The 25,656-nt window shown below is 71.0% G+C and carries 28 protein-coding genes and 1 tRNA gene; 8 read left to right on the top strand and 21 right to left on the bottom strand.

The features are described from left to right. From ACIBJE_RS14875 to ACIBJE_RS14865, 3 genes are all read right to left on the bottom strand, one after another. A complete protein-coding gene (locus tag ACIBJE_RS14875; RefSeq protein ID WP_396748328.1) occupies positions 1–2,529 on the bottom strand; it encodes a putative bifunctional diguanylate cyclase/phosphodiesterase in 2,529 nt (842 codons plus the stop codon). A 70-nt stretch (positions 2,530–2,599) separates the two neighbouring features. Further along, positions 2,600–2,749, bottom strand: a complete 150-nt coding sequence (locus ACIBJE_RS14870; protein ID WP_396748326.1) for a hypothetical protein — start codon at positions 2,747–2,749, stop codon at positions 2,600–2,602. Between the two features lie 474 nt (positions 2,750–3,223). Continuing rightward, positions 3,224–4,084: an SDR family oxidoreductase gene (locus ACIBJE_RS14865; RefSeq protein ID WP_396748324.1), complete on the bottom strand. Its 861-nt coding sequence runs from the start codon at positions 4,082–4,084 to the stop codon at positions 3,224–3,226. Positions 4,085–4,211: 127 nt separating this feature from the next. Between ACIBJE_RS14865 and ACIBJE_RS14860 the strand changes: the two genes are divergently transcribed. Beyond that, positions 4,212–4,565 (top strand): winged helix-turn-helix transcriptional regulator, encoded by a 354-nt coding sequence (locus tag ACIBJE_RS14860; protein WP_396748322.1) that lies wholly within the window; start codon positions 4,212–4,214, stop codon positions 4,563–4,565. Between the two features lie 154 nt (positions 4,566–4,719). On the opposite strand, the gene ACIBJE_RS14855 is transcribed toward ACIBJE_RS14860, so the two are convergent. Then, the gene (locus ACIBJE_RS14855) at positions 4,720–4,974 is read right to left on the bottom strand and encodes a hypothetical protein (RefSeq protein WP_396748320.1); all 255 of its coding nucleotides are present in this window, start codon (positions 4,972–4,974) and stop codon (positions 4,720–4,722) included. Then, on the bottom strand, positions 4,974–5,291 hold the full coding sequence (locus ACIBJE_RS14850; protein ID WP_396748318.1) for a DivIVA domain-containing protein: 318 nt from the start codon (positions 5,289–5,291) through the stop codon (positions 4,974–4,976). The genes ACIBJE_RS14855 and ACIBJE_RS14850 overlap by 1 nt, the downstream gene beginning before the upstream one ends. A 230-nt stretch (positions 5,292–5,521) precedes the next feature. Between ACIBJE_RS14850 and ACIBJE_RS14845 the strand changes: the two genes are divergently transcribed. From ACIBJE_RS14845 to ACIBJE_RS14835, 3 genes are all read left to right on the top strand, one after another. Further along, positions 5,522–6,358, top strand: a complete 837-nt coding sequence (locus tag ACIBJE_RS14845; protein ID WP_396748316.1) for a helix-turn-helix domain-containing protein — start codon at positions 5,522–5,524, stop codon at positions 6,356–6,358. A gap of 13 nt (positions 6,359–6,371) precedes the next feature. After that, on the top strand, positions 6,372–6,581 hold the full coding sequence (locus ACIBJE_RS14840) for a DUF397 domain-containing protein (protein ID WP_396748314.1): 210 nt from the start codon (positions 6,372–6,374) through the stop codon (positions 6,579–6,581). A 70-nt stretch (positions 6,582–6,651) separates the two neighbouring features. Continuing rightward, positions 6,652–7,608, top strand: coding sequence for a DMT family transporter (locus tag ACIBJE_RS14835; RefSeq protein WP_396748312.1), 957 nt, complete (start codon positions 6,652–6,654; stop codon positions 7,606–7,608). Here the strand turns inward: ACIBJE_RS14835 and ACIBJE_RS14830 are convergent. The 5 genes from ACIBJE_RS14830 to ACIBJE_RS14810 form a co-directional block, all read right to left on the bottom strand. Beyond that, positions 7,564–8,307 (bottom strand): class I SAM-dependent methyltransferase, encoded by a 744-nt coding sequence (locus tag ACIBJE_RS14830; protein WP_396748310.1) that lies wholly within the window; start codon positions 8,305–8,307, stop codon positions 7,564–7,566. The genes ACIBJE_RS14835 and ACIBJE_RS14830 overlap by 45 nt on opposite strands. A 58-nt stretch (positions 8,308–8,365) precedes the next feature. Beyond that, positions 8,366–8,710 carry a methyltransferase family protein gene (locus tag ACIBJE_RS14825; protein WP_396748308.1) on the bottom strand — a complete coding sequence of 115 codons (345 nt, stop codon included), beginning with the start codon at positions 8,708–8,710 and terminating at the stop codon, positions 8,366–8,368. 25 nt (positions 8,711–8,735) lie between these two features. Then, positions 8,736–9,629 carry a phosphotransferase family protein gene (locus ACIBJE_RS14820; protein WP_396748306.1) on the bottom strand — a complete coding sequence of 298 codons (894 nt, stop codon included), beginning with the start codon at positions 9,627–9,629 and terminating at the stop codon, positions 8,736–8,738. 175 nt (positions 9,630–9,804) lie between these two features. Further along, on the bottom strand, positions 9,805–10,335 hold the full coding sequence (locus ACIBJE_RS14815; RefSeq protein ID WP_396748304.1) for a GNAT family N-acetyltransferase: 531 nt from the start codon (positions 10,333–10,335) through the stop codon (positions 9,805–9,807). Between the two features lie 338 nt (positions 10,336–10,673). Then, complete coding sequence (locus ACIBJE_RS14810; protein ID WP_396748302.1) at positions 10,674–11,078, bottom strand: tyrosine-type recombinase/integrase; 405 nt, start codon at positions 11,076–11,078, stop codon at positions 10,674–10,676. Between the two features lie 100 nt (positions 11,079–11,178). On the opposite strand from ACIBJE_RS14810, the gene ACIBJE_RS14805 reads away from it, so the two are divergent. Beyond that, entirely contained in the window at positions 11,179–11,547 is a 369-nt protein-coding gene (locus ACIBJE_RS14805; protein WP_396748300.1) for a YciI family protein, read from the top strand. A 642-nt stretch (positions 11,548–12,189) separates the two neighbouring features. On the opposite strand, the gene ACIBJE_RS14800 is transcribed toward ACIBJE_RS14805, so the two are convergent. Beyond that, positions 12,190–12,753, bottom strand: a complete 564-nt coding sequence (locus tag ACIBJE_RS14800; protein WP_396748298.1) for a hypothetical protein — start codon at positions 12,751–12,753, stop codon at positions 12,190–12,192. Positions 12,754–12,882: 129 nt separating this feature from the next. After that, a tRNA-Tyr gene (locus tag ACIBJE_RS14795) sits at positions 12,883–12,966 on the bottom strand. Between the two features lie 152 nt (positions 12,967–13,118). Between ACIBJE_RS14795 and ACIBJE_RS14790 the strand changes: the two genes are divergently transcribed. After that, a complete protein-coding gene (locus tag ACIBJE_RS14790; RefSeq protein ID WP_396748296.1) occupies positions 13,119–13,613 on the top strand; it encodes a YajQ family cyclic di-GMP-binding protein in 495 nt (164 codons plus the stop codon). A 217-nt stretch (positions 13,614–13,830) separates the two neighbouring features. Then, the gene (locus tag ACIBJE_RS14785; RefSeq protein ID WP_396748294.1) at positions 13,831–15,282 is read left to right on the top strand and encodes an LPXTG cell wall anchor domain-containing protein; all 1,452 of its coding nucleotides are present in this window, start codon (positions 13,831–13,833) and stop codon (positions 15,280–15,282) included. A gap of 139 nt (positions 15,283–15,421) precedes the next feature. Here ACIBJE_RS14785 and ACIBJE_RS14780 read toward each other — a convergent pair whose 3' ends face one another. From ACIBJE_RS14780 to ACIBJE_RS14745, 8 genes are all read right to left on the bottom strand, one after another. Beyond that, complete coding sequence (locus ACIBJE_RS14780; protein WP_396748292.1) at positions 15,422–16,687, bottom strand: MFS transporter; 1,266 nt, start codon at positions 16,685–16,687, stop codon at positions 15,422–15,424. A gap of 258 nt (positions 16,688–16,945) precedes the next feature. After that, complete coding sequence (htpX, locus tag ACIBJE_RS14775; protein WP_396748290.1) at positions 16,946–17,821, bottom strand: zinc metalloprotease HtpX; 876 nt, start codon at positions 17,819–17,821, stop codon at positions 16,946–16,948. Between the two features lie 145 nt (positions 17,822–17,966). Then, positions 17,967–19,433: an NADH-quinone oxidoreductase subunit N gene (locus ACIBJE_RS14770; protein WP_396748288.1), complete on the bottom strand. Its 1,467-nt coding sequence runs from the start codon at positions 19,431–19,433 to the stop codon at positions 17,967–17,969. Between the two features lie 64 nt (positions 19,434–19,497). Further along, entirely contained in the window at positions 19,498–21,036 is a 1,539-nt protein-coding gene (locus ACIBJE_RS14765; RefSeq protein ID WP_396748286.1) for a NuoM family protein, read from the bottom strand. Positions 21,037–21,079: 43 nt separating this feature from the next. Next, the gene (locus ACIBJE_RS14760) at positions 21,080–22,858 is read right to left on the bottom strand and encodes an NADH-quinone oxidoreductase subunit L (protein WP_396748675.1); all 1,779 of its coding nucleotides are present in this window, start codon (positions 22,856–22,858) and stop codon (positions 21,080–21,082) included. A gap of 137 nt (positions 22,859–22,995) precedes the next feature. Next, positions 22,996–23,376, bottom strand: a complete 381-nt coding sequence (nuoK, locus tag ACIBJE_RS14755) for an NADH-quinone oxidoreductase subunit NuoK (protein WP_396748284.1) — start codon at positions 23,374–23,376, stop codon at positions 22,996–22,998. Next, positions 23,373–23,957, bottom strand: coding sequence for an NADH-quinone oxidoreductase subunit J (locus ACIBJE_RS14750; RefSeq protein ID WP_396748282.1), 585 nt, complete (start codon positions 23,955–23,957; stop codon positions 23,373–23,375). The genes nuoK and ACIBJE_RS14750 overlap by 4 nt, the downstream gene beginning before the upstream one ends. Continuing rightward, a complete protein-coding gene (locus ACIBJE_RS14745; protein WP_396748280.1) occupies positions 23,954–24,535 on the bottom strand; it encodes a NuoI/complex I 23 kDa subunit family protein in 582 nt (193 codons plus the stop codon). Before ACIBJE_RS14745 ends, ACIBJE_RS14750 begins: the two co-directional genes overlap by 4 nt. Before the next feature lie 115 nt (positions 24,536–24,650). Here ACIBJE_RS14745 and ACIBJE_RS14740 point away from each other — a divergent pair, with 115 nt between their 5' ends. Next, positions 24,651–25,226, top strand: coding sequence for a Uma2 family endonuclease (locus tag ACIBJE_RS14740; protein WP_396748278.1), 576 nt, complete (start codon positions 24,651–24,653; stop codon positions 25,224–25,226). On the opposite strand, the gene ACIBJE_RS14735 is transcribed toward ACIBJE_RS14740, so the two are convergent. Beyond that, the gene (locus ACIBJE_RS14735; protein WP_396748276.1) at positions 25,207–25,629 is read right to left on the bottom strand and encodes an ester cyclase; all 423 of its coding nucleotides are present in this window, start codon (positions 25,627–25,629) and stop codon (positions 25,207–25,209) included. The genes ACIBJE_RS14740 and ACIBJE_RS14735 overlap by 20 nt on opposite strands. Between the last annotated feature and the right edge of the window lie 27 nt (positions 25,630–25,656).

Raw genomic sequence — 25,656 nt, 5'->3', positions numbered from 1 at the left:
TCAGGGCACTACACGGAGACGGCGTACGTCCGCGCCGGGCAGCGACTCGACCTCTGCCTGGGCGCCGAACCACGCCTCCAGCCGCTCGTACGGCAGGGGACGGCTGAACAGGAAGCCCTGGCCGATGTCGCAGCCGATGTCCTGGAGCAGTTCCAGGGTCAGCTCACTCTCCACCCCCTCGGCCACCACCGCCAGGCCGAACTGCTGGGAGAGGGTCACCACGGCGTTGACGATCGCCAGGTCGCCCGGATCGGTCGCCATGCCCTGCACGAAGGAGCGGTCCACCTTCACCTCGTGCACCGGCAGCCGGCGCAGGTAGGCCAGAGAGAAGGAGCCGGTGCCGAAGTCGTCCACCGACAGGCGGACGCCGAGGTCACGCAGGCGGCGCAGAGTCGGGATCGGGCGGTCGGTGCCGTCCAGGACCCCGGTCTCCCTGATCTCGAAGGTGAGACGCTGCGGCGGCACACCGTACTCGTCCAGCAGCTCACGTACCTGGTCGGGGAAGTACCGGTCGGTGAGCGTACGCGCGGAGAGGTTGACCGCGACGGAGAGCGGCTGCTCGGCGTGCGCCCAGTCCCGGCTGCGCCGCAGCCCTTCCCGGAGGACCAGTTCGGTGAGCCGGCCGAGCTGGCCGGTGTGCTCGGCCACCGCGACGAAGTCCTCCGGCGTGACCGAGCCGTGCGCCGGATGCTCCCAGCGGGCCAGGCACTCCACCCCGACCAGTCGCCGGTCGCGCAGGGTCACCTTGGGTTGGTAGTAGACCTCGACCCCGCCCTCGTTGAGGGCCTGTCGCAGGTCGCCGGCGATGCCGAGGCGGCGCAACGACCGGGATTCCAGCGCCGGGTTGAACAGCTGGATGCTGCCCGGCATGGACTTCGCCGCGGTCGCCGCCAGCTCCACCCGTTGCAGCAGGGTGGCCGCGTCGGTGCCGTGGTCCGGGTGGACGGCGACCCCGACCGCGGTGTCCACGTCCAGGGTGAGCGGCTCGAAGACCATCTCGTCGCGGATCTGCTCGCGCAGCCGGGCAGCCAGTTCCAGGGCCGCGTCGGCGCTCTCCACCCGGAGGGTGAGCAGGAACTCGTCCCCGCCGAGCCGGCCGACCAGGGCGGACGACGGGGCGGACGCGCGCAGCCGCTCGGCGACCTCGGCGAGGACCTTGTCCCCGGCGGCGTGGCCGAGCGACTCGTTGACCTGGCGCAGCCCGTCGACGTCGAAGAGGAGCACGGCGACCACCTCGCCCGGGGCCCGGATCCGGACCGCCTCGCCGAGCGCGTCGGCGATCCGCCGCCGGTTCGGCAGCTTGGTCAGCCCGTCGTGGTACGCGTCGTGCCGGAGCCGGTCGACCAGCCGGGAGTTCTCCAGGGCGACCGCCGCGTGCGCGGCCACCGTCTCGAAGACGGGGATGTCGTCCGGGGTGAAGTGGCCGGCGTCGCTGAGCCGGTTGACCACCTCGAGCGTGCCGATCACCGCCTGGCCGGAGCGCAGCGGCACGGCGATGACGTCCTTCACACCGCTGCCGCGCAGGGCGGCCCCCAGGCGGTCGTCCCCGTCGAGCCGGGCGCCCCAGACCAGGGTCCGCCGCTCCCGGCGGGCCTCCTCCCGCACCACCACCGGGGTGGGGGCGACGTCGAGCAGGCCCGGGGTGTCCACCCGGGCGGTGAGCATGACCTCGGAGTGCCGGCCCTGGGCGGGCAGCCAGAGCGTGGCGTACTCGGCCTGCATGAGCTTGCGGATCCGGGCGAGCAGGACGTCGATCAGGGTGCCGTCCTGGCCGCTGGCGGTCATCGCCCGGGTCAGCTCGTACATGTCGCCGAGCGTCCGGTGCTGGCGGAAGAACTGCGCGTAGGAGCGGTAGACCAGCACCACCGCGAAGGCCAGCACCACGATGAGCACCAGCGCCCACCAGGTGGTCTCGATCGCGATCAGGACCACCAGGCCCATGACCACGTTTATCCCCGACGTCAGCAGCGGCGGACCGGCCGTGCGGACCACCTCCCGCCCGGCCTGCCAGCCGTGCATCAGGGAGATCACCCCGCCGACCGCCGCCAGGGAGGCCAGGGTGTGCACGCTGACCGCGCCGAACAGGGACAGCCAGGTGTGTGGGCCCACGCCCTCCAGCGGCGGCAGCGCGACCAGCACCAGACCGGCCAGCGACACCGAGGCACCCGCCTTGGAGACGTTGAACCAGAGCTTGGTGGGCGAGATCCGGCGGCGGAACTGCACGATGAGCACCGCCGCCACACTCAACGCGACGACCGTCAGCGGCGGCAGCCAGAAGAAGGCGAGAACCAGCGGGATCTCGTTGATGGTGAAGGTGAGCCCCTGCCGGCGGATGACGAAGTGCAGCACCTGGGTACCGGCCGCGACCATCACGACCAGCAGGGTGAGCGTCAGTAGCGGATTACCCGGGGACGGGTCCGACACGAGGGCGAGGGCGACGGAGCAGACGACCGCGAAGAGGGCCAGCGGGCCGGTGATCAGCCAGGCCTGGTCGGTCGATCTGCGCGACGACGGGCGAGCGCTCGTCATCCGGCTCCCTCGTTACTCGTACCTCGAACGGGCCTCCAACCAGCGATCTCCCGACGACGTCGGACCGACCTCAGGGGGTGAGGATGGTGATCACCGGGGCGCTCCACTCGAAGTCGGCCAGCGGGCCGGCGGACTCAGTGCCGGAGAAGCCGGCGGCGACCACGGCAAAGGCCATCAGCGCCATGACTGCGGCGAACCGGAAGGGCTTCCGACCAGACATCAGTGCGCTCCTGTCAACAGGGGTGTGGGGGGAGATGGATGGAGGAGGTTCCACGATCGTGCCACAGAGGTCCGATCGAGCAAAGAGGCGTGGGAACGGGCCCACCGGGGATTGGTCAGTTTCGGACCGTTCGTACCTACCCCGACTCCGAATAGCTACCCCTGGTTTCGGCGTTCATCTCACCATGTGCACCTTCCCACTCATGTTGCCGCAGTACGTGATTCGTCATCAATCCCCAAGATCGCCTCCATTCGCACACCGGCCCCCACCTGCCAGGATGCACCTCCAACCCTAGACCGCAGGACCGACAAAAATAGAGGAGTGTCGAACGACGGGAATTGGGGTAGTGGGAACTGCCCTGGCAAATGCCCACCGCGCCGACAAACTTCCACATCGGCGCCACGCTCCGTCCCGGCGCCGCCACAGTGGGCAGTGCGCCACCCCGTCGGCGAAGGACGGGGCGGCCACAGTGCACTACCGCGCCGACGGCAACGCGGCGCGGACCGCCTCGGCGAGCGAGGTCGGCTCCCGGCCGATCAGCGCCCGCAGATCGTCGTCCCCGACGTACAGGTCACCGGCGGCCAGCCCCCGGTCGGCGTCGGCGAGAACCGCCGCGTACGGCTCGGGCACGCCCGCGCCGACCAGCATCTCGGTGTACTTCTCCACCGGCAGGTCGGTGTAGACGACGTGCCGCCCGCTCTGCCGGGACACCTCGGCGGCCAGGTCGGTCAGGGTGAACGGCGCGCCGCCCAACTCGTACACCCGGCCGGCGTGCCCCTCGGTGGTCAGCACGGCGGCGGCGGCCTCGGCGTAGTCGGCGCGGGCCGCCGCACTGACCCGACCGTCGCTGGCCGACCCGAGCACCCCGTGCTGGAGGTACGTGGCGAGTTGGCCGGTGTAGTTCTCCAGGTACCAGCCGTTGCGCAGCAGCACGTACGGCAGGCCGGACGCGGCCAGTTCGCGCTCGGTGGCCAGGTGCTCGGCGGCGAGCAGGAGGCTGGAGGTGTCGGCCTTCACGATGCTGGTGTAGGCGACCAGCCCGACGCCGGCCTCCCGCGCGGCGGCGACCACGTTGTGGTGCTGGGTCCCCCGTCGCCCGGCCTCGCTGCCGGAGACGAACAGCAGCTTCTCCGCGCCGACGAACGCGGCCCGCAGCGACGCGGGGTCGCCGTAGTCGGCCGCCCGCACCACCACGCCACGCGCTTCGAGGTCGGCGAGGCGGGACGCGTTCCGGCCGAGGGCGACGATCCGGTCCGCCGGGACGCCGCGCCGCAGCAGCGACTCGACGGCGAGGCGACCGAGGTGACCGGTGGCACCGGTGACGACGATGGACATGTGCTCTCTCCTCTGGGATCCCGGCTCTGACCTGTGTCATCTGCCCCCAACGGGAAGACCTCCGCCTTACTTCCCGTTGGAGAGTAGGCACCTTGAAGTAACTTACTTTCTAAGGGAGAGTAAAGGCGTGGAACCGGATCCCTACCAGCGGAACTGCGGCAGCCGACAGGTCCTCGACCGGATCGGCGACCGGTGGAGCGTGCTCGTCGTACTCACCCTCGCCCACGGCGGGAAGCGCTACGGCGAACTGGCCCAGCGCATCGACGGCGTCAGCCAGAAGATGCTCACCCAGACGCTGCGCGGCCTGGAACGCGACGGGCTGGTCACCCGCACGGTGCACGCCACCGTTCCACCCCGGGTCGACTACGAGTTGACCGACCTCGGCCGCAGCCTGGTCGACCTGGTCGCCGGACTGGAGGCGTGGGCGACCGGCCATCTGGGCGAGATCGAGGCCGCCCGATCCCGCTACGACGCCCGCTGACCAGCACTCCGTAGGGGGCCTGGTGTCTGCTCCCTACCCTCGTGCCCATGGCATACCAGCCGGTTCCGGCGGGGGTCGCGGACGCTTGGTAGCAGGGGTCCCCTGTTACCGCTTTTTGCGGAGCAGGGGACCCCTGCTACCACCCGAGCGCCGGTCATCGGAGTGTCAGTCGGCGGGCGCAGGGGCCGTCGTGGTCGACCCGGAGCAGGCAGCGCCGACCGCCGGGCATCCGGGCGTCACAGAACACCCGACGTCGTACGCCCTGCTCGTCCTCGTACGAGACGGTGGTCTCGCCGGGGTCGGTGGACGGCAGGATGCTCGCCCAGCGGGCCAGCACCCGGGCGAGCCGCGCCGCAGCGGTCGGATCGGTGGCGGTCACCGGTAGGTGGATCACGAACCGTTCTGGCATCAGTGGTACGCCCGCTCGTTGCGCGCGGCCGCGTACTCGGTCTGCCAGCGACGCAGCGCGTCCTTGACGCGGCTGGCCTCCTCCCGACTCTGGTACAGCTCGTCGTGGGCGGCGGCCAGGTCGTCAGCCACCCGGTCGAGGAACCGCCGCACCTCGTCCGGGTCGAGCCCACGCCGGAGGAACCCGGTCGACGGAAAACGCCGCCCGCGCACCTGCCAGGGCCGCAGCGGGGCGTACGCCCTCGACCGGTAGAGGCCCGGTTCCGTCGCACCCCGGGATCGGTGGTGTCGACCGCCTAGCCGGAAGAAGGTCCGCATACCGTTCCGCCTCTCTGTCGCTGCCGCGACGCATCCCCTCTGACCTGGATGGGCGGCCCACCCGCCCGCCGCGCGCGGGCGGACCGCCCGGCACCTGCCACCGCAGCTCCCATCAGCGGTACGGCAACAGGGCCCGCAGCTCATCTTGCGCCGATCCGGTCCCTTTCCGCAACTCCCGATTAGGGACTGAGTCGTTGCGAGATCGATCCGATTTCGTCAGACTGAACGGCATGGCTGGAAGCCCCACCGTGCGGCGTCGACGGCTCGCTACTGCCCTCCGCCGCCTTCGCGAACAGACCGGAATGACCGCTGACCAGGCTGCGAAGGAGGTCGGCATCTCGAAATCGGCGATCAGCCGGATCGAGAACGCTCAGGTATCCGTGATGCCGCCGGTCGCCCGGAGTCTGCTGGAGCTGTACGGCGTCGAGGGCGAAGAGGTCGACGCTCTTGTCCAGGTTGCTCGGGATGCCCGCAAACGCGGCTGGTGGCAGGCATACGACGATGTCCTGCCCGACTGGTTCGAGGTCTACGTTGGGCTGGAGGACGAGGCGTCCGAGATCCGTTCCTTCGAGCCGCAGCTCGTGCCAGGGCTGCTCCAGACCGCCGACTACGCAAGGGCGGTGATCCGGACCGAGCATCCAGACGCGTCAACCGACGAGGTCGACCGCCGGATCGAGCTACGCATGCGCCGACAGCAGCGGGAAAGCCCACCCAAGCTGTGGGTGGTACTGGACGAGGCCGCTCTGCGCCGACCGATCGGCGGGACGGAAACCTTCAAGATCCAGTTGCAGCGCCTGGTCGACGCGAGCAACCAACCAGGTCTGACCCTTCAGATCCTCACCTTCACTGCCGGCGAGTACGGATCGATGGGCAGCGCCTTCAGCGTGCTCACCTTCCCGGAACCGGCGGATCCCGGGGTCGTCTACGTCGAGACCCGCGCCGGTAGCCTCTATCTCGAAGGCCAACAGGTCAGGGAGTACACCCGCGTTTTCGAGCACCTGGTCGCCACGGCGAAGAGCGCTCGGGAGTCGCGTGACCTGATCGAGAAGGCGATCGACGGCCTATGAGAGGACGGCGCAGGTGGAAGAGGCCGGCACGGCCCGCGTGACCTGGTGGAAGAGTACGCGCAGCAACGGCTCCGGCAACTGCGTCGAGGTCGGGAAGGGTCTGCCCGACGGGATCGGGCTGCGGGACAGCAAGGATCGTTCCGGTCCGGCCCTGCTCTTCACGCCACGGAACTGGACCGCCTTCGTGAACGGACTGAAAACCGGCGACTTCATCACCGGCTGACCCGGTCCGCCCACCGTGTCCCGCCCAACCGATCGGGAGCCAGTCCGCCTTTTGGAGGGCCGGATCGAGCATGCCGCCGAGCACTGACCATCGGACCGTCAGCCGGGCCGGACTGGCCAGGATGGTGGCGCTGGCGCTGCTGTGGGGGTCGAGCTTCCTCTGGATCAAGCTGGCCCTGCGCGGCTTCGACCCGGTGCAGATCGTCTTCGCTCGACTCCTGCTCGGCTTCGTCGTCCTCGCGCCGCTCACCCTGTGGCGTGGCCTGAGGTTTCCGCGCGGCTGGCGGCTGTGGGGGCACCTGTTCGTGGCCGCGCTGGTCGCCAACGCGATCCCCTACGTACTGTTCGGCGTCGCGGAGGAGACCGTGGGGTCGAACGTCGCCGGGGTACTGAATGCCACCACTCCGCTGTGGACCCTCCTCTTGGCGTTCCTGGTCGGGGTGGATCGCTCGGTGAGCTGGACGAAGGCGGGCGGGTTCGCGCTCGGGTTCCTCGGTGTCGTCGTCATCTTCTCGCCGTGGGAGTCCGCGAACGAGATCGCGAGCTGGGGTGGGCTCGCCTGTCTCGCCGCTGCCGCCAGCTACGGCATCAGTTACGTCTACATGGGCCGTCACCTGGCCGGTCGCGGGATCAGTCCGCTCATGCTGTCGGCGAGCCAGCTCGGCGCGGCCACCGTCCTGCTCGCCCTGGCGATGCCGTTCGCCGGGCTGGAACCGCCCACCTGGCGGTGGGACGCGGTGGTGAGCCTGCTCGTGCTCGGCGTCCTCGGCACCGGCGCGGCCTACGTGCTGAACTACCGGATCATCGCCGACGAGGGCGCGACGGCCGCCTCCGTCGTCGGGTACCTGCTGCCGCTGGTCGCCGTCGGCCTGGGCTGGCTCGTCGTGGACGAGGTCGTCACCCCGGCCATCCTGGCCGGCGTCGTCCTGGTCCTCCTCGGCGTCGTCCTCGCCCGCAGGGCGACAGGCGGCATCGGCGTACGGTCAGTCGGCCGCCGGAAGACGGTAGACGGAGACGTGCGAACGTGACTCGGCGGTGAACTCGGAACCGTCCCAGTCCGCATGCCGGCTCTCCAACTCGAAACCGGCCAGTTGCGCCATCAGGTCCAGCTCGGCGGGCCAGATGTAACGGTGCGGGCTGCGGCCCAGCGTCGCCGCCCGCCCCGCCCCGAACCGGAAGTGGTGCGAGACGACGTGCTGGTGGAGCACGTCGTACGTGTCCAGGCCGATGTAGTCGGACTCGGAGAGCCAGACCGTGGCCGACTGACCCGGCGGAAGCTTGCGCAGCTCCGGCACCCACAACTCGATCACGAACCGCCCGCCCGGAATCAGGTGCCGGGCGGCGTTGCGGAAGCAGGCGACCTGCTCGGCCTGGGTGAGCAGGTTGGAGATCGTGTTGAAGACCAGGTAGACCAGTGAGAACTCGCCCGGCGCGGCGGTGGTCGCCATGTCGCCGACGACCACGGGGATCGTCGCCTCGTCCGCCTTCGTCCGCAGTTGGTCGAGCATCGGGCGGGACAACTCGATGCCGGTGACGGACACGTCCCGCTCGGCGAGCGGGATGGCCACCCGGCCGGTGCCGACGGCGAACTCCAGCGCCCGGCCACCGTCGGCCAGTTCGGCGAGGCGGTCGACGGTCGGGCCGAGCACCTCGGGGGCGAACATGCCGGTGCCGGGCGTGTCGTAGCCGCGAGCGGCCTCGACGTCCCAGATGTCCTCTTGTCGCATACCGTCGACCATTGTCCAACCTGGATACGACGTCCACCGATTTTCGGGTCCCGGTTCGCTATCCCTCTCCGGAGGAAGACGATCCGGTACGGCTCGGGCCTCTGTCCTGGGGCCTGATCCGGCCGAGGCCGGGCAGGAAGCGGCCGACCCGGGCGGCATACCGTACGTAGTCCTTACCGTGGACGCTCATCAGGTACGGCTCCTCGACGGCTCGGACCTGTAGTTGCAGCGCCAGGACCAGCCAGGCGGCGAGCGCTACGGCGTTGGGCACCATCAGGGCCAGTCCGAGGGTGATGGCCGCCATGGCGGTGAAGATGGGGTTCCGGGCGAGCGCGAACGGGCCGCCCGTCACCAGGCTGGTGTGTTCGGTCGGGTCGACGCCGATGCGCCACGAGGAACCCATGGCGAGCTGGCGTCACCGCTCGACGCTATTGCGTTCGGTAGCGGGCGAGGCACTCCTGCGTCCAGCTGGTGTGACGCTCGCGCAGATGGGCTGCGGTCAGATCGGTGCGGCCAAGATCGTGGTAGTTGGGAAGCCAGGACTCGACGCTGCGGTACGAGTTCTGGACAGCGAACAGGTCCCACAGCGTCAGGTCGGACACCGCTTCTGCTGCTTGCTCGTACGCCCTCAGGAACATCTCCGCCGAGTCCGGGCCGTGCAGCAGACGCAGATCAAGCCGGCACCAGCTCACGTCGAGGCCACGCGGCGCCCGTGCGGCCCCCGACCAGTCGACAACGCCAGTGATCACCTTCTGCTCCCACAGGACATTGCCGGACCAGAAGTCGTAGTGCGTCAGAACGGGTCTCTGACCGGCAAGGCGACGACCATGGGCAGCCAGGATCGATGCGGCAGGCCCCGCACCGACGCCGGCAGGGGACGAGGCGGATGCTGCTGCCATGCCGTCGCGGAGCGCGGTAAGGCGGGTGAGCGGCACGGCGTGGATGCGGGCCAGGACTCGTCCCAACTGTTCGGCCGCAGCCTGAGCGGAGACCGACGTGATGTCGGCACGGCCGGGCAGCCGGGTGATCAGGAGGGCCGGTTCACCGAATCGACGACCGGCGGGGTCGGCGTCCAAGAGCCTCGGAGCCCAGCCGTCCAGGCCGTCGAGAGCTGCCAGCACGCCGGCTTCCCGGGCAGCGGCGTCGTCGCCCGGCGGGAACCGGCGGAGCACCATCTCCCCCGTCGGACGCTCGGTCCGAAGGAGGTGCGTGGCCGCGTGGGTGCCGCCGGTGAGTCGCCGAACGGTGTACGCGGAGGCGCCCGGACCGGCGACCTCAGCAGCCCACACAAGGGCTGACGAAGGAGGCTGCGGCTCAGTCACCGCGCCAATACTGCACGAGCCCTCGTACGCCGGCTATGACCTTGCCCCGGTCAGCGCCACCGACTGCGGTTGCTTCCGCCAGGCGGACACCAGCCGGTCAACCGCCCACCGTCTGCCCACGCCCACGAGGTCGCTGGCGAGGCGTCACCGCCTCCTGGTCCGATCGAACGACGGATCAGCCGAGCCTCCCGCTAACCTCCTCGACGAAACCGAGGCGCCGGTTCATTGCGATAGCGGACACATTGCGCGGGTGGTGGAACGCCACGAGCCGCCGGTAGCCCGAAGAGCGGACGAACCGGATCGCGAGGAGTTTCAGCGCCAGCGACAGGCCTTGGCCGCGGTAAGGCGCGAGCACACCCGTCATCTCGCTGAACGCGTACCCCTGGGCCGGATGCAATGAGGTCGCAGACATCCCGATCCACACGCCATCGCGGATCGCGAGCATAACTCCGTCCGCGCGGAAGCTCGGCACGTCGATGCGCCGCGAGACGTACTCGTCGTACGTGTAAAACTCGCCGCGCTCCGGGATGTCAGCCGAGCAGGTCTTGTTCAGGTCGTACAACGCCTGCCGGTGGCCGGCCGAGTCGCCGACCTCGGCGAACGTGGTGAACTCGATACCCGACTCTCGCGCCCCATGCAGGTATGGCCCGAAATCCCCGTCGTTGAATTCGTCCACGTTCAGTTGCAGGCGCACCCAGTCCACCATGATCGGATGGTATCGGGGAACCTCGGTCATCCCAGCGCGTCCCGATGTCGTTCATCGCGTCGCAGCCGTGGCGGAACTCCTGGGGGCGGTTCGCCTGGCTGGCCGACAACGATACGTATGCGACACGCCAGCGAGACCGAACGGGTTGGAGCGGGACTGGAGTGAGACTTGCAAACGAGGCCACTGACCGGCATTCTCGCTGGTCAGGGGCCTCGTTTGCACCTGGTGGCGGGTAGAGGATTCGCACCTCTGTAGCTTTCACGACGGATTTACAGATTTGCCCGTATCCACAATGTCGGCCAACAGGATGCCCAGGTCAGCGCCGGTCCGGCGAGGAGTCAGCATCTCCCGACTCCCCCGCGTGCCCGATCAGACGATCCGCCGCGTTGCCGTGCCCGATCGAGGAACCGCGCCACATCGGCATCCCGACCGTCGACAGCACGGGCGTAGTGCCGCGTGGTCACGCTGGCGTTCGAGTGGCCGAGACGACGAGCGGCGACGAGGACGCCGTGAGAGTCCGCGACCCAGCTACCGTGCGTCGCCCCGAGATCGTGCGGGATGAGGTCGGTCAAGCCGGCACGCTCCACCGCCCGGTCGAAGCGGTACTTCCAGCCGTTGCAGCTCTGCGGCCGATCGGCGGTCCGCTGCTGACGACCGGGGAACAGGAAGGCGTCAGGGTGCTGGGGCAGGTCGGCCAAGCGCGCGGTCTGCCGATGTGCGGTCGTTGGTCTGAGCGAGTTCATGGGCGCCGTAGACGCTCTCTGCGGCAGGGTGCCACGGTGTTGCGTCAGTCGTCAGTGGTAGGACTGGCGGCAGCGAGTCGTCCTTGAGAGGAGAGCCGCCGTGGCTCAGTACGCTGTCCTGATCTACGCCAACGACTCCGCCCACGCACCGGAGGCCACCGCAGCCGACACCGAGTCGTGCGACCAGCACGCTGACGAGCTGGTGGCCGATGACTCGATGCTCATGGCATACGCGCTGACACCGCGTGACATGGCGATGTCGCTGCGGGCGGACTCGACCACCGAAGGGCCGTTCCTCGACTCTCGGGAGATCGTCGCCGGCTTCTACGTCATCGAGGCACCAGACCTGGACGCGGCGCTGGCCATCGCGGGCACCAACCCCGTGCTTCGCCAGGGCGGCGGTGTGGAGGTGCGACCGGTCCACAGCGGTGGAGTGGTCAAACGCGCGAGGGAGCGGCAGACCGCGTAGCTATCAGAGCGGACCTAGACGACGCCCAGTGCGAGCGGTCCCGAACGCACGCACATGCCGCGATCCGTGCTCGGCATGTTGCAGGTCACCTGGCGGACGACTGTCGCACATCAGTCGACGGAGGACAATGGTGTTGGGTCTGGCGTTGCCGAATTGGCCTCTTAAGAATCAAGGCGGCCCGCAAGCGGGCCGCGCCGGCCCGGCCCCGGCCTGCTGGCGCCCTCCGGCCAGCATCGGCCGGGCCGGCCGGCCACGCTGACGGAACACCAAAGGCGTAAGGGGCTGAGGCGGGACGATCGCCATCGGGGTTGCTCCCCGTCGAGGTTGGGGCGATCGGCTGCCGCGCAGCGAAGCTGCTTGCCCCCGGCCTCTCGTGGGCACCGCCCGCGGCGAACGGCGACGACGACCAGGACGTGACCCATCCCCCAGGTACCTGATCCTCTACGCCACCCGCCCGGCGTCAAGGGCGCTACGCGTCGGCACGCCGATGGCCTACGGCCACCCTTGACCCCGACCGGCCGCCGAAGTCCTTGGCACCTATCCGGGGGATGGGGGCAGCATGGCGGCCAGTCCGGAGCGAGGCTCGGGGAAGGTGATCGGTCGGTGTATGCCCAACAAGGTCCGGAATTACTCGGGCTCAGACTAAAGCGGGTGGTGATCCTCGCTGTCGGTGAGCCTGACGGGTTCAGCTCGACCGGACCTGCGCCAACGTCGACCAGAGTTGTCCACGAAAGACACCTCGAGGGGTATCCAGTGCGGGGTGCCAGGACAGCCCGCACCAACGTTCATCAGATGCCAGTCAGCAGGGGCGTCAAGCCAACCGTTCAGTTCCGAACTGTGGGGATCAACGCGCTCGTAGAGCAGCGGTCGGCGTTCCCGACCAGGGACCGGAACCTTCACGTCCCAGATGGGTTCGACGCTGTGGTTGAAGACACGGACGTAGACCTCTGAGTAGTCCCGCGTGTCTTCGTCGGGGCATACGCGCTCAACTTCGGCTGGCGACGGACCTTCATCAAGGCTGGCAAACACCAAGCGCGCTTGACGGCGCTCATCATCACGGCGCTCCTCGTCTCGCCGCCGATTAGCCTCGCGGATCTGCTTGCCGTCGCGCAGCAAGATCCAGAGCGTGCCGCCGAAGGCTAGACCTGTGAAGGCCCCACTCATTAGTGACCCAAGCGCATCCAGCTCGTTCCAGCCGAAGGCCAAGGCATCCTCCTCCGTGCCCGTTGCGTGCCCGATCGGCCGGTCACCGACGGGGAGCCATGGTCAATACCAGCACACGACGACAAAGGCCCTTGCTCTGCGTTTCCGCAGGTCAAGGGCCTTACCGTTCCCTGGTGGCGGGTAGAGGATTCGAACCTCTGTAGCTTTCGCGACGGATTTACAGTCCGCTCCCATTGGCCGCTCGGGCAACCCGCCAGGGCACCCCACCGCGCCGTAACGCGGTAGCGGAGCAAGGATAGCGGCTCCACCCGGGGTCCGTGCAACCGGGTACGGTCAGGGGGCCGTACCGCTGGTCGAGGACGACCGCAACCGTCAAGCAGGACAGCCGGACAAGCAGGAGCATGAGCATGGCAGCCAACCCGTCGTTCGACATCGTCAGCAAGGTCGACCGTCAGGAGGTCGACAACGCCCTCCGCCAGGCGGAGAAGGAACTCGCGACGCGGTTCGACTTCCGGGGCACCGGCGCGGAGATCTCCTGGTCGGGTGAGGAGGCGATCAGCCTCCAGGCGGAGACCGAGGAGCGGGTCCGCGCCGCGCTGGACGTCTTCAAGGAGAAGCTGATCAAGCGGAACATCTCGATGAAGTCGCTGGACGCCGGGGACCCGCGTTCGTCGGGCAAGGTCTTCAAGATTGACTGCAAGGTGATCCAGGGAATCGACTCGGACAAGGCCAAAGCGATCAGCAAGAAGATCCGGGACGAGGGGCCGAAGGGCGTCCAGGCGCAGATCCAGGGCGACCAGCTCCGGGTCACCGGCAAGAAGAAGGACGACCTCCAGGCGGTCATCACCCTGCTCAAGGCCGAGGACTTCGGGGTCGCCCTCCAGTTCACCAACTACCGGTAGACCGGGTTCACCGGCACACCGTCCGTCACCGACTACGACCAGGGGGTCCTGCGGACTCCCTGGTCGTAGTTCACCGTGGTGGTGGGCAGAGCGAGACCGCCTCGTAGCGGAATCGCCGCAAGTTCCATCAGGTGGGGGATTCCTCATTTTCTGACGTGACGACTCGCTGCACCCCCTCGTTGCCCGGATGTCAACGGTCCACAACACGGGGGATGACATGAGTAGAACCTCGACGCCGCAGAGACGGGTCAGTATCCGGGCCGGGCTGGCTGCCCTCGGGCTGCTGTCCGGCACTCTGCTGCTGGTGGAGGGCTCGCCGGCCCTCGCCGCCTCGACCATCGGCATCGACCCGGGGGACGTGCCGACGACGGCGGCCCAGGTCACTCAGGATTGTGCTCCCAGCCTGGGGGGTGGGCCCCGTCCGAACGAGGACGCCTGGGTGTTCAGCCCGCCGGGCAACCGGTGGACCAGCGGTACGTTCCAGTCGGTCACCGCGACGTTCAGCACCCCCGACGGTGCCGTCACCAGGAGCATCCCCACCGACCCGAACAGCGCCATAACCAGCCACACGGGCACCAGCAGGGCCTGGATCCGGACCCCGGCCGGCTGGACGCTCACCGGCGCCAGCGCCGTGGTCTCCGGAACCGCCGAGGCCTTCGTGCTGGCCCACGCCTGCGTCGCGTCCAAGCCACCGTGGAACGGCCACCCGAAACTGCGGCTGACCACGACCGGTACGCCGGCCAGTGGGCTACAGGTCGGTAAGAAGGTCGTCTACCGCCACACGGTGACCAACGAGACCACCGGCACGGACGACCCGCATCCCCACAGCAACGGCGGATACGACGCGATCACCCACATCGCCGTCAGCGATGACACGCGCGGCCACATCACCTGCCGGCGCACCTCGCTCCGGCCGGGGCAGAGCACCACCTGCACCGGCACGTACACGGTGACCTGGCAGGACGTCGAAAAGGGCAAGATCGTCAACTCTGCGCAGGCCACCGGCTCGTTCCACGGTCGGCCGGTGCACTCCAACCGGGCCACGGCCGTCGTCACCACCGAAGAGGTGCAGGCCAGCCTGTCCATCGACACGAAGGCCCGGATCGAGTCCGACTGCCGCTACACGTGCGAGAACGACGGCCTGGCGACCCTGGACGACCGGATCTTCTACACCTACCGGGTGGCGAACACCGGCACGGTGAAGATCACCGACGTCGCGGTCGACGATCCGTCCGCCGGCCCGGTCGTCTGCAACAGCACGACGCTGGCCCCGGGCACCAGCACCGACTGCCACGCCAGAGACCCGTACGTCGTGACCGAACACGACGTCGAGAAGGGCAAGATCGTCAACACCGCGAAGGCGACCGGCCGGTACGGCAGCCACAGCGATCACGACGACCACGACAGGTGGGACGGCCACCTCGTGGAGTCCGACCCGGTCACGGTGACCGTCTGCATCCGGGACGGCAAGTACGACCCCGGCAAGGACGACGACGACCACGGTGACGGCGATGACGACGGCAAGGGCGGTGACGACGGCAAGGGCGAGTTGCCCCTCACCGGACACGACTCCGCCGGCCCCCTCGCTCTGGGCGGCGGCCTGCTCGCCGCCGGCAGCCTCCTCCTCGGTGCTGCCCGAATCCGCCGCAGGGCATACATCCACATCTGAGGCGTCACGACCGGACTCCGGGCACCAGCGCAGGTGCCCGGGGTCCGTTGCGGTCATACCGGCTCACGGCCCGGTCCGGTCGGCCGCCCCGGAACACCCGGACACCTGGTCCGGCGCGGCTGACCGGCACCTCGACGGGTCAGACCGCCTCGGCGGCGAGGGTGTGCTCCACGCGTACCGCTCGGGCCTCGGCGCGGGCGATGGAGCCGCCGGGGCGGCCCGCCACCCCGGCCGCGACGACGACCGCCGCGCCCGCGAAGACGAAGGCCCACGGAACGCTCCCGTGGTCGACGATCAGGCCGGCCACCGCACTGCCGGCGGCGCTCGCGCCGACCGACATGGTCACCACCCAGGTGTACGCCTCGTTGAGCATGCCGGCCGGGGTGACCCGGCCGACCATGGTGTTCTCCAGGGTGAGCGCGGGGGCGATGGTCGCTCCCCCGACGACCAGCGCCACGCCGAGCGCCAGCGGGGTGGGCATCGCCGCGAAGACCAGGAAGCTTGCTCCCACGCCGCCCAGCAGCCAGGCGAACTGGCGGGTCATGTTCCGGGCCGGGCGACGGGTGCCGAACCAGAAACCGCCGACCGCGCTGCCCACCCCCCAGACGGCGAGCAGCACGCCGGCGAGGCTCTCCGCGTCCCCGTCGGTCGAGGCGCTCGCGTACGCCGGGACGGTCACGCCGGCCGCGCCGAACGCGATGCCCAGCCCGGCGACGCAGAGCAGCAGGGCGGGGAAGCCGGGCACCCGCAGGGGGCCGAGCCCCTTGGCGTGGGCGTGCCGGGGGTGCGGCTGCCAGTTGCGCATCACCCGGCCGAGGGCGACCACAGCGGTGCCGACCAGGGTGACAACGGCCGCCCCGACCAGGGCCGCCCGGGCGTCGGCGACCAGCACGAATCCGGCCACCAGCAGCGGGCCGAGGACGAAGACGACCTCGAAGAGGGTGGTCTCCGCGGCCAGCGCGGTGTTGCGCAGGTGGTACCGGCCGCTGGCGACGGTGGTCAGGTCGTTCCAGGCGCCCCGGATCGCGGCGGTGAGCGGCGGGTACGTCGCACCGGCCACACCCGCCGCGACGTAGATCAGGGGCAGCGCCTCGGCTCCGGACCGGCTGGCCAGCAGCAGGCCGACCAGGGCGAGCGGGTGGGCGATCCCGGTGGCGAGCAGGACCGGGGTGGGCCCGATCCGGTCGGCGATCCGGCCGGCCACCGGGCTGAACGCGGCACCCGCGACGGCGTACGTGGCTCCGGCCACGGCGGCCAGCGAGTACCGCCCGGTGACCTCCTCGACGAGCAGCAACAGCACCAGCGAGGTCATCCCGATCCCGAGCCGGCCGATGATGCCGGTGACCAGCAATACCGGTGCTCCGGGGATCCGCCATACGTCCCGGTACCGACCCAGTGCGGCCACGGTGTCTCCTCTGCTGCGGGCGCAGCCGTTCGCGCCCGCGGTGAGCGGTGATGGTGTGTGGCGGCGTGGTAATGGGCGGACGGCTCTACGACCCTGACGCCGGACGGTCCGACCATAGCCCGTTCCGGGAGCAGGGAGAAATGGTTACCCCGCTCACCGGGGACGGATGGGTGACAGGGTTCCGCCCGCGACCGGGACCTGGTCGCGGGCGGAACGGGTGGCGTTCAGGGGCGGCCGGGGCGGTTCCCCGGCGTACGGTCAGCGCTGGAACTGCACCGGGCCGCTGTTCGCGGCCATCTGCTCCAGCCGGCGGACCCGCTCCTCCATCTTCGGGTGGGTGGAGAAGAGGTTGGCGATGCCGCCGCCCTTGAACGGGTTGTCGATCATGAGGTGCGCGGTGCTGGTCAGCTGCCCCTGAGCCGGGAGCGGGCGGCGCTGGGTACCCATGTGGATCTTGCGCAGCGCGCTGGCCAGGGCCAGCGGGTCCCGGGTGAGCTGAGCACCCGAGGCGTCCGCCTGGAACTCCCGGCTCCGACTGACCGCCAACTGGATCACCGTGGCCGCGATCGGGCCGAGGATGATGGTCAGCAGCAGCACGACCGGGTTCGGGCTGTCCTCGTCGTCCCCGCCGCCGAGCGGGATGAACCAGGCGATGTTGGCCAGCATGGTGATGATGCCGGCCAGGCCGGCGGCCACGCTGGAGATCAGGATGTCCCGGTTGTAGACGTGCGACAGCTCGTGTCCGATGACGCCCCGCAGCTCCCGGTAGTCGAGGATCTCGGTGATGCCCTGGGTGACACAGACCGCCGCGTTGCGCGGGTTGCGGCCGGTGGCGAAGGCGTTCGGCTGGGCGGTGGGGCTGACGTAGAGCCGGGGCATCGGCTGCCGCGCCTCGGTCGCCAGCTCACGGACCATCCGGTACAGCTCCGGGAACTGTGCCTCGCTGACCGGCTGGGCCCGCATCGACCGCAGGGCCAGCTTGTCGGAGTAGAAGTAGGTGACGCCGTTCATGACCAGGGACGCCACGACGGCGATGACGAGTCCGCCGCTGCCGCCGAACCAGTAGCCGACCGCGAGGATCAGCGAGGTGAGCAGGCCGAGCAGCGCGGCGGTCTTGAGACGGTTGTGGTGCACGATCACTCCTTCGGTGCCCGGATCCGCCGGGATCCGTCAACCGGTGACAACAACCCGGTACCCCGCAACCATCCCTCTCATGACTGTGAGTAACCTGAGAACGGCACGCGAAGGCGCCGCGACCGCCCGGAGAAGGACGCCCCGGCTAGACCAGATCGAACAGGAGCTGCGGCGCCAGACCGAGCATGACCGCCACAGCGGTGGCAGCCGCCAGCGCGGTGATGACACTCCGTGACGGCCGACGGGCGGGCACCGGCCCGGCCGGGGAGGCGTACATGGTCGCGGCGACGCGCAGGTAGTAGGCCAGGCCGACGACCGCGTTCACCGCCACCACCAGAGCCAGCCAACCGGACCCGCCCGCCACCAGCGAACGGACCACGGTCACCTTGGCGAACAAGCCGGCCAGCCCCGGCGGTAACCCGGCCAGTCCGACCAGGGCCAACCCGAACGCGGCTCCCGCGAAGCGGTGTCGCCGCGCCACGCCCCGGTACTGCTCGATCGTGCCGCCGTCCGCGCCGTCCGGCCGCAACGCCACCACGCCGGCGAACGCGGCCAGTTCCAGCACCACGAAGAAGACCGCGTACGCCACGGCGGCGGCGTAGGCGGCGGTACGGGCGTCGGCGGTGCGCCCGGCGGCCAGTGCCAGCGCGCCCAGCGGGGCGAGGATGTAGCCGGCCTGGGCCACCGAGGACCAGGCGAGCAGCCGGACCATCCGCCGCTGCCGCAGCGCCACCAGGTTGCCGACGGTCATGGTGAGCGCGGCCAGCAGGGCGAGCACCGGGCCGGTGACGGTCGCCGGCAGCGCGTGTTGGAGCACGGCGAGCAGCGCGACCACCCCGCCGAGCTTCGAGGCGGTCGACAGGTACGCGGCCACCGGCACCGGCGCGCCGTCGTAGGTGGCCGGCGCCCAGGCGTGGAACGGCACCGCCGCCACCTTGAACGCCAACCCGAGCACCACCAGCGTCACCGCGACCGTGGTCAGCGGCAGGTCGAGCAGGTCCGCGCCGTCGGTCAGCGCCGCGCCGAGCGGACGCAGGTGCAACCGGCCGGTGACCGCGTAGAGCAGTGCCGCGCCGAGCAGGGTGACCGTGGTGGCGACCACGCTGACCACGAAGAAGGTCACCGCCGCCTCGGCCCCGGCCAGGCTGCCGCGGCGCAGCCCGACCAGCACGTAGATCGGCAGGGTGAGCGTCTCCAGCGCCACGATCAGGGTGATCAGGTCGCCGGCCGCGCCGAGCACGACACCACCGGTCATCGAGCAGGCGAGGAGGAAGCAGAACTCCCCCACCGGCACCCGCCCGCCGCGCAGCAGCGGACCGGACAGCGCCAGCACGCCGAGGGTGAGCAGGGCGAAGAGCGTCCCGACCAGTCCCGCCCGGTTGTCGGCGACCCAGGAGCAGCCGTCGGCGACGCAGAACGTCCCCCGGTCGCCGTTCGCGCCGACCAGCGCCGCGCCGAGCGCGGTGGCCGTCGCGCCGACCGCGGCGGTCGCCACCGTGGCACGCGGCCGGGCCAGCAGCAGGTCGACCAGGAGCACGAGGACGGCCGTCCCGGCGGCCAGGTATCCGGGCAGCAGCGCCACGTGGTCCACGGACTGCACCACGCTGGTCACGGTGCCAGCCTTTCGTTCGCGACTGCGGGGCTCCGCTCCGCTGCACTCCTCACGCTCACGGGACTCACGGGTGCACCACCTCCAGCAGAGCCGCGACCGGGGCCTCGGCGATCCCGAGCACCAGCGTCGGCGCCAGTCCGATCGCGAGGGCGAGCAGCACCAGCGGGGCCCAGGCGGCGAGTTCCGCCCCGGCGAGGCCCGGGGAGAGGCCCGCCACCGCCGGGCCGGGCCGCCCGTGGGTGACCCGGCGCAGCAACCGCAGCAGGTACGCGGCGGTGAGCGCCCCGCCGACCGCGGCGAGCACGCCGAGCGTGGTCCAGAGCGCCCCGCCGGCTTCGATGGCGGCCACCACGGCGAACGCCTCGCCCCAGAAGCCGGCGAGACCGGGCAGGCCGAGCGAGGCGATCGCGGCGAAGGCGAGCAGCCCGGCGAGACGGGGTGCGGTCTCCCGGAGCCCGGACAGGTCGGCCAGCTCGCCGGTGTGGGTACGGTCCTTGACCGCCCCGGCGAGGAAGAAGAGCAGGCCGGTGATCACGCCGTGCGCGACGTTGCCGATCAGGGCCGCCTGGATGCCGGTGGCGGTGAGCGTGGCGATACCGAGCAGCACGAAGCCCATGTGCCCGACGCTGGAGTACGCGATCAGCCGCTTCAGCTCGTCCTGGGCGAGGCAGACCAGCGAGCCGACGAGGATCGCCGCGACAGCGAGGACGCCGAGCACCGGCGCGGCCCAGCGGGCTCCCTCCGGGGCCACCCCGACGGCGACCCGGACCAGGCCGTACGTGCCCATCTTGAGCAGCACCCCGGCGAGGATCACGCTGCCGACGGTGGGTGCCCGCGTGTGCGCGTCGGGCAGCCAGGAGTGCAGCGGCCAGAGCGGACTCTTCACCGCGAAGGCCAGCCCGAGCAGGGTGAACGCGACGAGCTGGGTGCCCCGGGACAGCTCCGACCCGCCGGTCAGCGCCACGATGTCGGCGGTGCCGGCGGCCGACACCACGACGTACACCCCGACCAGCAGCAGCACCGAGCCGAAGAGGGTGTAGAGGGCGAACTTGCGGGCCGCCGCCCGCGTCTCGCCCCGGTCCGCCGCGTGGCCACGGGGCGTGCCCGCGCCGCCCCAGCCGGCGATGACCGCGTACATGGGCAGCAGGACGACCTCGAAGAAGAGGAAGAAGAGGACCAGGTCGAGGGCGAGGAAGGTGCCGAGGATGCCGACCTCGATCACCAGCAGCAGGGCGACCAGGAGGCTCCCCCGGCCGCCGTCGGGCACCCGCCAGAGGGAGTACCCGCAGCAGAGCAGGGTGAGCAGGGCGGTCAGCACCACCAGCGGATACGAGATGCCGTCCACCCCGAGGTGGAACCGCAGGTCCAGGTCGGGCACCCAGGCCACGTCGAGCCGGTGCCAGGGGAGCACTCCGGGTGTGCTGGGGGTGTACGCCGTCCAGGTGCGGTCGCCGGTGGCGAGCAGCGCCGCCGCGACCAGGGTGAGCGCGGCGGCGGCCGTGCCGGCCGACCGCCCGGCCCGGTCGGGCAGCGCGGCGGCTAGGGCCGCGCCGAGCGCGGGCAGCGCCAGCACCGCCACCAGCAGGAACTGACCGGCCGTCACGCGACACCCCCGAGCCGACCGGGCGGACAGAGCGGGTGGGTCGTCATGCGACACCTCCGACCAGGGCGGCGGCGAGACCGATGAGCAGGACGCCGGCCAGCACCGCCACCGCCGCCCGGGGCAGGGCCGCCCGGTGCAGCGCGGCCAGCGCGCCGCCGAGCCCGGCGGCGGCCCGTCCGCTGCCCTCGACCGCCCCGTCGACCACGCGTTCGTCGCCGGTACGCGCCAGCCGGGCCAGGCCGACGACCGGGCGTACCACCAGGGTGTGCTGGACGTCGTCGAGCCGGAACGCGGCGGCGAACACCGGCCGCAGCGGGCCGAGCGCGGTCGCCGGGTCGGCGGTGGGGTCCCGCCGCCACCGCCACCCGGCGAGCCCCGCCCCGATCAGCAGCAACGCCAACGGCAACAGCAGTTCCGGGCCGAGATGGACCAGCTCCCCGCCGCCGTCGGTTGGGTCCAGCCGATCGGTCAGGGCGGGGGTGAAGCCGGCCAGGCCGAGCAGGGCGGCCGGCACGGCGAGCAGCAGGATCGGCCACCGCATCGCCGCCGGCGGGTCGTGCGGGTGGGCCAGCGGGGCCCGGCTGGTGCCGAGGAACGTGCGCAGCAGCAGCCGGGTGGCGTACCAGGCGGTGACCGCGACGCCGACCAGCCCGGCCAGCCAGACCAGCCAGCCGACCCAGGCCGGGGCCGGTCCGCCGCCGTGCCGGGCGGCGTCCTCGGCGGCCGCGAGCACGCCCTCCTTGCTGAAGAAGCCGGAGAGCGGCGGCACCCCGGCGAGCGCGCCGAGCCCGATCAGGGTGCACCAGAAGGTGACCGGCATCTGCCGGCGCAGCCCGCCCATGCCGGACATCAGCGTGGTGCCGACCGCGTGGATCACCGCACCGGCGGCGAGGAAGAGCAGCGCCTTGAAGGCGGCGTGAGTGAGCAGGTGGAACAGGGCCGCCGAGGAGGAGCCGACGGCCAGCGCGCCGGTCATGTAGCCGATCTGGGAGACCGTGGACCAGGCGAGTACCCGCTTCAGGTCGTCCTGGGCGGTGGCGGCGAACGCGCCGAGCAGCAGCGTGATCGCGCCCATGACGCCGAGCACCGCCAGCGCGACCGGGGCCGCCTCGAACAGCGGGTACAGGCGGGTGACCGCGTACACCCCGGCGGCGACCATGGTGGCGGCGTGGATCAGCGCGGAGATCGGCGTGGGGCCGGCCATCGCGTCCGGCAGCCAGGTGTGCAGCGGGAACTGGGCGCTCTTGCCGGCCACCCCGGCGAGCAGCAGCAGGCAGGCGGCGGTGAGCGTGCCGGTGGCGTGGTCGTGGGCGAGCACGTCGGCGATCCGGAAACTGCCGGCGCTCACCCCGAGCAGGGCGATGCCGAGCAGGAATCCCACGTCGCCGAACCGGGTGACCAGGAACGCCTTCATCGCGGCGGCCGGAGCCTGCGGCAGCCTCCGGTCGTGGGCGATGAGCAGGTAGGAGCAGGCGCCCATCACCTCCCAACCGACCAGCAGCGGGATCAGGTCGCCGGAGACCACCACCAGCAGCATGGCACCGGTGAAGAGGCTGATCTGCGCCGCGTAGGGCGGGTAGCGGTGGTCGACCTCGACGTCGTCGTCCGGGCCCCGCCGCAGGTAGGCCACCGAGTAGACCTGCACCGCGAGCGCGACCGCGGCCACCGCGACCGCGACCAGCGCCGCCGCGCCGTCCAGCCGGACGCCGAGGGTCACCCGCAGGTCGCCCAGCTCGATCCAGGTGCGGGCGTGCTCGGTCGGGCCGTCGATGACGACCAGCAGGGCCACCGCGAGCAGCAGTGTCCCGGCGGCCCCGGCCACCCCGAGGCCGATCGCCACCCGTCGGGCCCGCTGCCCGTGGTCGGCCCGGCCGCGCGGGGAGGGTGCCAGCAGCAGCCCGGTCAGCCCGGCCACCAGCGGTACGGCCGGCAGCAGCGCGCCGAGGGTCTGGACGCGGTTCACCGGGCGACCTCCTCGGGACGGTCGGTCTGCTCGGGGGGCTCGGTCGGCTCGGAGCGGTCGGTCGGCTCGGGGCGCTCGGTGAGCGGGACCCGGTCCACCGCGACGGTGGCCCGCAGCCGGTAGAGCTGGAGCACGATGGCCAGCCCCACGCCGATCTCGGCGGCGGCGAGGACGATCACGAACAGCGCGAAGACCTGCCCGCCGTGCGGCAGGGCGGCCCGGACGGTGGTGTCGGCGGTGACCAGGATCAGGTTGACCGCGTTCAGCATCAGTTCGACGGCCATCAGCACCAGCACGGCGTTGCGCCGGCGCAGCACGCCGTAGACGCCGAGCCCGAAGAGCAGGGCCGCGGTGACGTACGGGATGACCGGCCTCATCGGACGTCCCCGCCCGCCGACCCGTCGGTCCCCGCCTCGGTTCCCGGTCGTTCCCGCGTCGCGCCGTCGTCCCGCCGGTCGGGGGCCGAGCCGATGTCGGGGCGGGAGATGACGACCGCGCCGACCAGGGCGGACAGCAGCAGCACCGAGAGCAGCTCGAACGGGAGCACCCAGCTGCCGAAGATCTCCGCGCCGAGGCGTTCGGCGGTGCCCGCCTCGGGAAGCTCCACCGCCGACCACCGGTACGCGTCGATCAGCAGTGCGCTCAGCCCCAGACCGGTGCCGCCGCCGACCAGGGCGGCCGGCCAACCGGGCCGGTCCAGGTCGTCGGAGGCCCCGATCGGGGCGCGGGTGAGCATCACCGCGAAGAGCAGCAGCACCACCACCGCGCCGACGTAGATCAGCACCTGCACCCAGGCGACCAGTTCCGCGGTGAGCACGAGGTACAGCCCGGCCAGCGCGCCGAGGCAGACCACCAGGTGGAGACCGGCCCGGACCAGGTGTCGCGTGGTCACCACCAGGGCACCCGCGCCGACCGCCACCGCGCCGAGTGCGAGCAGCAGCACGTCCACACCGGTCACTGTCGGGCCCCCTCCGTACCGGCGTCGGGACGGCCCCGGGTCGGCGGGGCGGCGGGGGCGGACCCGGCGGCGGCCTTGCGCGCGGCCGTCGTCTCCTCCTTGGACGGCTCCCCGTTCGGGTCGTGCGCGGGCGGCGGCGGGACCGTCGCCATCCACTGCCCGAGGTGCTCCTTGTCGTGCAGGAGGTTCCGGATGTCGTATTCGGCGTACTCGAACTCCGGCGACCAGTAGAGGGCGTCGAACGGGCAGACCTCGACGCAGATGCCGCAGTACATGCAGAGCGAGAAGTCGATGTCGAAACGGTCGAGCACGTTGCGCTGGCGGGGGCGGGCCGCACCGGGAACGGCCACCTCCTCCTTGTGCGAGTCGATGTAGATGCACCAGTCCGGGCACTCCCGGGCGCAGAGCATGCAGACCGTGCAGTTCTCGGCCAGCAGGGCGATCACCCCACGGGACCGGGGCGGCAGGTCGGGGGCCACGTCCGGGTACTGCTGGGTGGTCGAGCGGCGGGTCATCGTCTTCAGCGTGACCGCCAGTCCCTTCGCCAGTCCGCTTCCGGGCACACCGCTGTCACTCATGCCGTCATCCTGCCCTGTGTCCCCGGCGTGCGCGACCACCACCCGGCAGTTGCCGGCGGTACCGTGACCGGTGGGGAGAACGACGCACCGGGAAGCACCGCGAAAGGACAGCCCGATGACCGCCGCGCTGCAGAACGACGTTCCGCCCGAGGGCGGCTGGACGACCGACGATCTGGACGCGCTACCCGACGACGGGCGTCGCCGTGAACTGCTCGATGGAGTGTTGCTCGTGTCCCCCTCCCCCACCCGGCTCCACCAGACCATCGCCATGCGGCTCGGTGTCGCGCTCGAAGAGGCGTGTCCCGACGAGTACGACGTGACCCAGGCCGTGGAGGTCAGGCTCAGCCGCTCCCGGTCCTTCATCCCGGACGTGCTGGTCACCACCGCCGAGGCCGCCGCCGGCAACCCCGCCCACTACGCGCCGCACGAGGTGGTACTGGCGGTGGAGATCGTCTCGCCGAGCACCCGCTCGATCGACCGGGTGCTGAAGCCGGCGCTCTACGCCCAGGCCGGCATCCCGTACTACTGGCGGGTCGAGGTGGAGGGCGACGAGATCGTGGTCTACACGTCCCGGATCGACCCGGTGGACGAGGTCTACACCGAGACCGGGCGCTGGACGAAGGTCGTCGACACCGGGGAGCCCTTCCCGGTGAACCTGCCGATCGCCCGGATCACGCCCCGGGGCCGGTGACCGGCGGCAGCACCTCCACACCGAGTTGCAGCAGGAGCTGGAACAGCTCGTTGACGCTCCACACGTCGACGATCCGGCCGTGCGGGTCGAACCGCAGGAAGCTCGCCCCGGAGTAGCTGACCACCTGCCCGGTCGGCGGTACCGGCCCGAACTGCCCGGTCTGGGTGCCGGCGGCTCGCCACCGCACCGCGACCCGGTCGCCACCGGCCGCCACGTCCACGATCTTGTAACGAAGGTCGGGGAAGGCCGCCCGGCGGTCCCGGTGCCAGGCCAGCGTCGCCGCCGGGCCGGTCCCGCCCAGCCCCGGACACTCCGGCCCGATGAGGTCGTACGCCGTCTCCTCCCGGCCGCCGTTCCAGACGTCGGTGACGAGGCGACGGGCCAGGGCCTCCAGGTCGGTCACCCGGCGAGCCTAGCCCGCGCCGACGGA

It is taken from the genome of Micromonospora sp. NPDC050187 (assembly GCF_044459745.1).
Classification (GTDB): Bacteria; Actinomycetota; Actinomycetes; order Mycobacteriales; family Micromonosporaceae; genus Micromonospora.
The sequence above is the reverse complement of the archived record's forward strand: the minus strand, read 5'-3'. Positions and strand labels throughout refer to the sequence as shown.

Coding starts and splice junctions, on each gene's coding strand:
- ACIBJE_RS14850 (WP_396748318.1), bottom strand. CDS start 5,291: ATGCGGACCTTCTTCCGGCTAGGCGGTCGACACCACCGATCCCGGGGT.
- ACIBJE_RS14790 (WP_396748296.1), top strand. CDS start 13,119: ATGGCAGCCAACCCGTCGTTCGACATCGTCAGCAAGGTCGACCGTCAG.
- ACIBJE_RS14810 (WP_396748302.1), bottom strand. CDS start 11,078: ATGAACTCGCTCAGACCAACGACCGCACATCGGCAGACCGCGCGCTTG.
- ACIBJE_RS14815 (WP_396748304.1), bottom strand. CDS start 10,335: ATGGTGGACTGGGTGCGCCTGCAACTGAACGTGGACGAATTCAACGAC.
- ACIBJE_RS14845 (WP_396748316.1), top strand. CDS start 5,522: ATGGCTGGAAGCCCCACCGTGCGGCGTCGACGGCTCGCTACTGCCCTC.
- ACIBJE_RS14785 (WP_396748294.1), top strand. CDS start 13,831: ATGAGTAGAACCTCGACGCCGCAGAGACGGGTCAGTATCCGGGCCGGG.
- ACIBJE_RS14835 (WP_396748312.1), top strand. CDS start 6,652: ATGCCGCCGAGCACTGACCATCGGACCGTCAGCCGGGCCGGACTGGCC.
- ACIBJE_RS14825 (WP_396748308.1), bottom strand. CDS start 8,710: ATGGGTTCCTCGTGGCGCATCGGCGTCGACCCGACCGAACACACCAGC.
- ACIBJE_RS14875 (WP_396748328.1), bottom strand. CDS start 2,529: ATGACGAGCGCTCGCCCGTCGTCGCGCAGATCGACCGACCAGGCCTGG.
- nuoK (WP_396748284.1), bottom strand. CDS start 23,376: ATGAGGCCGGTCATCCCGTACGTCACCGCGGCCCTGCTCTTCGGGCTC.
- ACIBJE_RS14740 (WP_396748278.1), top strand. CDS start 24,651: ATGACCGCCGCGCTGCAGAACGACGTTCCGCCCGAGGGCGGCTGGACG.
- ACIBJE_RS14865 (WP_396748324.1), bottom strand. CDS start 4,084: ATGTCCATCGTCGTCACCGGTGCCACCGGTCACCTCGGTCGCCTCGCC.
- ACIBJE_RS14745 (WP_396748280.1), bottom strand. CDS start 24,535: ATGAGTGACAGCGGTGTGCCCGGAAGCGGACTGGCGAAGGGACTGGCG.
- ACIBJE_RS14870 (WP_396748326.1), bottom strand. CDS start 2,749: ATGTCTGGTCGGAAGCCCTTCCGGTTCGCCGCAGTCATGGCGCTGATG.
- ACIBJE_RS14855 (WP_396748320.1), bottom strand. CDS start 4,974: ATGCCAGAACGGTTCGTGATCCACCTACCGGTGACCGCCACCGATCCG.
- ACIBJE_RS14830 (WP_396748310.1), bottom strand. CDS start 8,307: ATGCGACAAGAGGACATCTGGGACGTCGAGGCCGCTCGCGGCTACGAC.